We start from the raw sequence: 4,764 nt of genomic DNA on the forward strand, positions 1-4,764 counted from the left end.
TTTTCTCTTTTCCTCTCTTGATTTTGAGGATATCTCTGGGTTTATCCATCAATACTTGAATGATTTTTCGATGCTTTAGACTATTAAAGTTCTTCAGTACTCTTTTTCATGGTCTACACTCTTTAGAGAAAGCCCTCCAAACCAGCTATTTCGTGATATAAACTATGCCGCTCCATACCCGCCTAGCATCCTTAGGCGGCGGCCTTACTTGCTTTTTCTTGCGCTTGTTAATCTCTTCTTCTATAACTTGCCACGCTTCATTTTTTAGATCACTTGTATCACTTTTTGACCTCTCTCGCCTCTCTGTGATGTCAATCCTATCCTTTATTCCTATTCTTTCAATTCTTTACGTGACTGGTTTTTAATTCGCACACAATCAAGACGTTGTAAAGCGTACTGTAGCGTTCATGTAAGAACGTTAACGTGTTGGTCATACTTCTTTGATCATTTTGTCAGGATGGTCCTCCACTGCAACAGGATCAAGGGTTTTTTCATGGGTTCCGTGAAGAGAAATCTTTACGCTTGCCTTTCTGTCGAAGTTTTTCGATCTACGGTACTAACCTGGTTATTACAACTCCAAATTTTTGGCAGTTTTTTTGTACTCACCTTCCTGCTTTATATATGCTGAGGCAGAAAAGCGGAGTTTCTCTCGATAGGCACCTTCTTCTTTTATTTACTCTAACTGGCGTAGAAACATTAGAATCTATCTTCCAATTCTGAAAAAGTGGTTTTGATTTTAAGCCGCCCTTGTGGAAATCGCTTCTGATTTAAAGCGTAATTAAATTAATTTTTTTATAACAATTTCAATAGAGTTACTGAAGTAGAGCAAATACTGGATCCATATTAAAAGAGGTTTCCTCGGAACAGTTTTTTGAGGGCATCCCATCGTAGGCTTTGTATCGATCTTCTCTAGAGTGTTACATAATCCAGAAATCATCTCTTTTTCTACGCAATAGATTTTTCCAGTTCTCTGTACCCAAGAAAATAAAATAATCTCATTTTAAGGTATTAGGTGAGCAAAAGAAGTGGGTTATAATCCAATATCATTGAGCGCATTTTGTAATTCTATTCCTAATCCATGGTTTCATACCCTAGAATTTCTCAATGGAATTCAGACCGAAATTCAGACCGAGCAAATATGGCGGTAAGAACATTAACCCGAAGCCAATCAATTAACTTTTGTCTTATACACGTTATAGCATGATCCATAATTAGGCGAGGGTTTAGCGCTTTGATTCAAGACTCTTCTCTCCAATAATTACAAAGATTCGTATTGCAAGAGCCCTTAAACCCCACAAAAGCGCTGAATTGATTATTTACTAAGCCGGGCTTTACCTACCTAAACGCTTTTGGCTTTTTTACCCCATCCCCTATCTTTTCAACTCGCTATATCAACACCACTTTTATCACTACTATACAAAACTTTACTTGGTCACTTTTTTTATGACTTCTCGATATCCAGCTTAATTTTATTAATCTACTTCCCCAGAGAAAAAAGTTTTTTATCGCCAAAGTCTGACTTTTTAAGCCTTCTATAGACAAAAGTAATTCTTACTTTACATAGCCTAGCGATCTCTGTTCATGTTTTATATTCTTTATGTTCACCATACATTTTTACCGGATTTGGATTTATGGTTCCTGTGCTGCCTAATCGTAATTGAGGCTTGATAACTCGTTATTTTTCGTACCGTACCACCTTCTCCTTACGTTAATTACTGTTTGTTTTTTCTTTTGATCGTTACCTAATAATTATGTATTTTATTCTTTTTTATTTTAAGTCTAGCCTGGATTGTCTTTAATGATAAAACATCTAATCTCATTTTAAAGCTAAGGTACTATATTTTGTTCCAGGCTTACGCAGTAGGTCTATTGTGTCAATTTTTTCGTTAAGAAAAATCAAAAAACTTGACAAAAATTAGTTAATATATTACGATTTGAATCAAGTTACTTGTTAATAATATTTCGTGTACGTACAAGATACACCCAATCCTTTATCTATTAAAATTGTTATTCCTTCTGGAGTGACCAGAGGGGAATATGTATCGTTTTTTTCTGCGCAGGAGGCTCTTCATATTCCTGTACTAAAAGAAATTTTAGAACTTCCTGGAGTACAACACATCTTTTTAGCACCAGAGTTTATGACTGTTACCAAAGATGAAATGACTCCCTGGAATCTGTTACAAAGTATTGTTATGTGTGTTTTAAATCATTATAGCTCTAGTTTTCCACTCAATAAACTGGGAGAAGCTCCAGTCCTAGAGGAAAAAAATATTTCCTATACACAAGAGGAGCAGAGTATCTTGGAAGAAATTGAAACATTGATTGCAACCCGAGTACGTCCCAACGTGGAAGCAGATGGAGGTACAATTCAATTTGATCACATGGATATGGAGCGCGGTATCGTTTATGTACGCTTAGAAGGTGCATGCTCAGGATGCCCTCATTCCGCAGAAACGTTGACCTACGGAATTGAAAATTTGCTTAAGCATTATATTCCTGAAGTCCACAGTGTAGAGGCAGTAATGGATGACATGGCATCAAATTTTTCTACTTAGTACTGGGGCATTTATTATTCCAAGTTCCAGCAATGCTCGAGATAATTTTGCTATAAACATTGAAAACACGTATCGGGCCTGGGAACAGAAGCAGTCGCTTTCTCAAAGAAAAAAAGATTTTGTACGGGTTTTGTGTTGGAGATTGTGGAAAGAAAACTACCATATTTTGTGTACTCGGCTCGCTTTACTAAATGTTATCCGCAAGACTCGTAATAAAAAATTGCTCACCTCCAAGGAAAAACTATTTCTCAAACAAGCTTGCAAATATTATAAAGTTTCTAATTGGAAATACCTGATAGATCGTATGGATGTGGTTCCTATTTCCATGGCTATTGCCCAAAGTATACAAGAATGTGGATGGGGAAAATCTTTGGGGTGTGTGAGAAAAAACTCTTATTTTGGTATGACAAAAGGAAATGTATGCTATAAATACGATACTCCAGAACAAAGTGTTCGAGCTTATGTAAGAACGCTCAATACTCATAAAGGATATGAAACGTTTCGTGCTAAGCGTCGTATAATGCGAGAACGAAGACAAGATCTCCTGGGGCGCACTTTAGTACAAGAATTGAACACCTATTGTACAGATCCCAAGTATCCAAAAATTATACACTATATTGTGCAAAAATATCGTCTTTCCGTCTTTGATTTAATGGTGGGCAGTGTTCATCGTAGTATGGTCGTTAACCAGACACGTTATCAGAAAGAAAAAGAATTTAGAGCGCACTGCTGTACTTTGGCACAGCGTCCTGAAGGCGTTAAAATTCTTGCCCATGCACTCTGGATAGAAATTTATCAAAATTTTTCTAAACTCTTTATTTAAGAAAATAGACTTTGTGATAGCCTACAAGAACAATTCTACGTGGGAGAAATCTATAAATTACCCATAACTAGATGATTTACGAAAAAACGTGGTTTTAAGTGAAGATTAAAGAAGTTAAAATTAGGGGTAAAAATTTTAGCTTAGTAATTTAGCTTGAAGATTGGATTTAAAAGAATTGAAGTAATACCTTATAGAATTCAGTACATTGAGTAATGTTATGGTTAATCCTTCATTTTATATGAGTCCAGAATGTCTTAATGGGGTTTAGGTTGAGAGAATATATCTGTAAGAACACTCGCCCGAACCCAACCAATTTAATTAATGCTTTTGTCTTATAAGCGTTATAGAATGAGGCATGATCCAAAATTAGCCCAAGCTTTAGCACTTTAATTAAACACTGTTCTCCTCACTGATTAAAAAGAGTAATATTGCAAGACCCGCTATGAGTGCTATGGATTGATTATTCACTAAGCAAGTATAATATTGGTTTTTTTGAATATGTACCACACTCCTTATCAATCAGTTTTTTACTTCTTTTTCTCCACTTTCTGTCTTTGCAAAGCGTTCTCTGTATACCACTTTCATCACTATATACAAGACCTTCAGGTTCTATATTGTTGATTGTTGCTTGATATTTATTTCTTTACAAGCCTTCCCAGACGTAAAAATAGGGTAAAGCTTAATTTTTTAAGCCTTCTATAGACAGAAGTAATGCTTGCGTTAAATAGTCTAGCGATCTCTGATCATAGTTTATCTTCGTTATTTTCAACAGAGATTTTTCAGCTGATTTGGATCTATAGTTTCTTTGCTTCCTAATCGTACTTTAGGCTTGACAATCTCTTCTTTTTCCTACTGTATCTACTTTATACGCACTATAACTATTATTGCGCGCGTATTTTGATTATTACCCAATTTTATTGTATTCTATTATGCTTTTATTTAAGTCTAGGCTGTATTGTTTTTTGCCAGATGTATGTCTTTTTGTTATTTTCTGACGATTATAACAAAAATAATCCCGTTTTTAAGCTAAATTACTATATATATCTAATCATTCCCGCCAAGTCCATATTGTCAATAAAAGCAATTAGATTAAATCTGAGGCTAAATCTTTTTTTTCTGTTTCTATAGGTTTCAGATATTAAATTGTTTAAGTAGAGAGAAATAACTAAAAAATCGTTATGATAGAAAAAAATAGAAGATATTTAAAGCTGTCGTATTCATTATCGTAAAGATTTAGGAATTAAGACGAAAGAAGGATAGAGCGATGAGGAAGCGGGTAGACATTTTGGAATGGGTCAGCAGACGATAAAGGGAGTATACGTTGAGAACCGACATTCGTTCACTATAAACCAGCCAGAACAATAGACATGGACTGTTTATAACACA

Annotated in this window: 2 protein-coding genes; both read left to right on the top strand. The window is 35.1% G+C overall.

What is annotated here, in order from left to right; all coding sequences use genetic code 11:
- Positions 1–1,964: 1,964 nt before the first annotated feature.
- Positions 1,965–2,555 (top strand): NifU family protein, encoded by a 591-nt coding sequence (locus tag HCUR_RS03615; RefSeq protein WP_104206786.1) that lies wholly within the window; start codon positions 1,965–1,967, stop codon positions 2,553–2,555.
- Positions 2,527–3,378: a glucosaminidase domain-containing protein gene (locus HCUR_RS03620; protein ID WP_104206787.1), complete on the top strand. Its 852-nt coding sequence runs from the start codon at positions 2,527–2,529 to the stop codon at positions 3,376–3,378. The genes HCUR_RS03615 and HCUR_RS03620 overlap by 29 nt, the downstream gene beginning before the upstream one ends.
- The last annotated feature ends 1,386 nt before the right edge of the window (positions 3,379–4,764 follow it).

Source organism: Holospora curviuscula, from assembly GCF_002930195.1.
Lineage (GTDB): Bacteria > Pseudomonadota > Alphaproteobacteria > Holosporales > Holosporaceae > Holospora > Holospora curviuscula.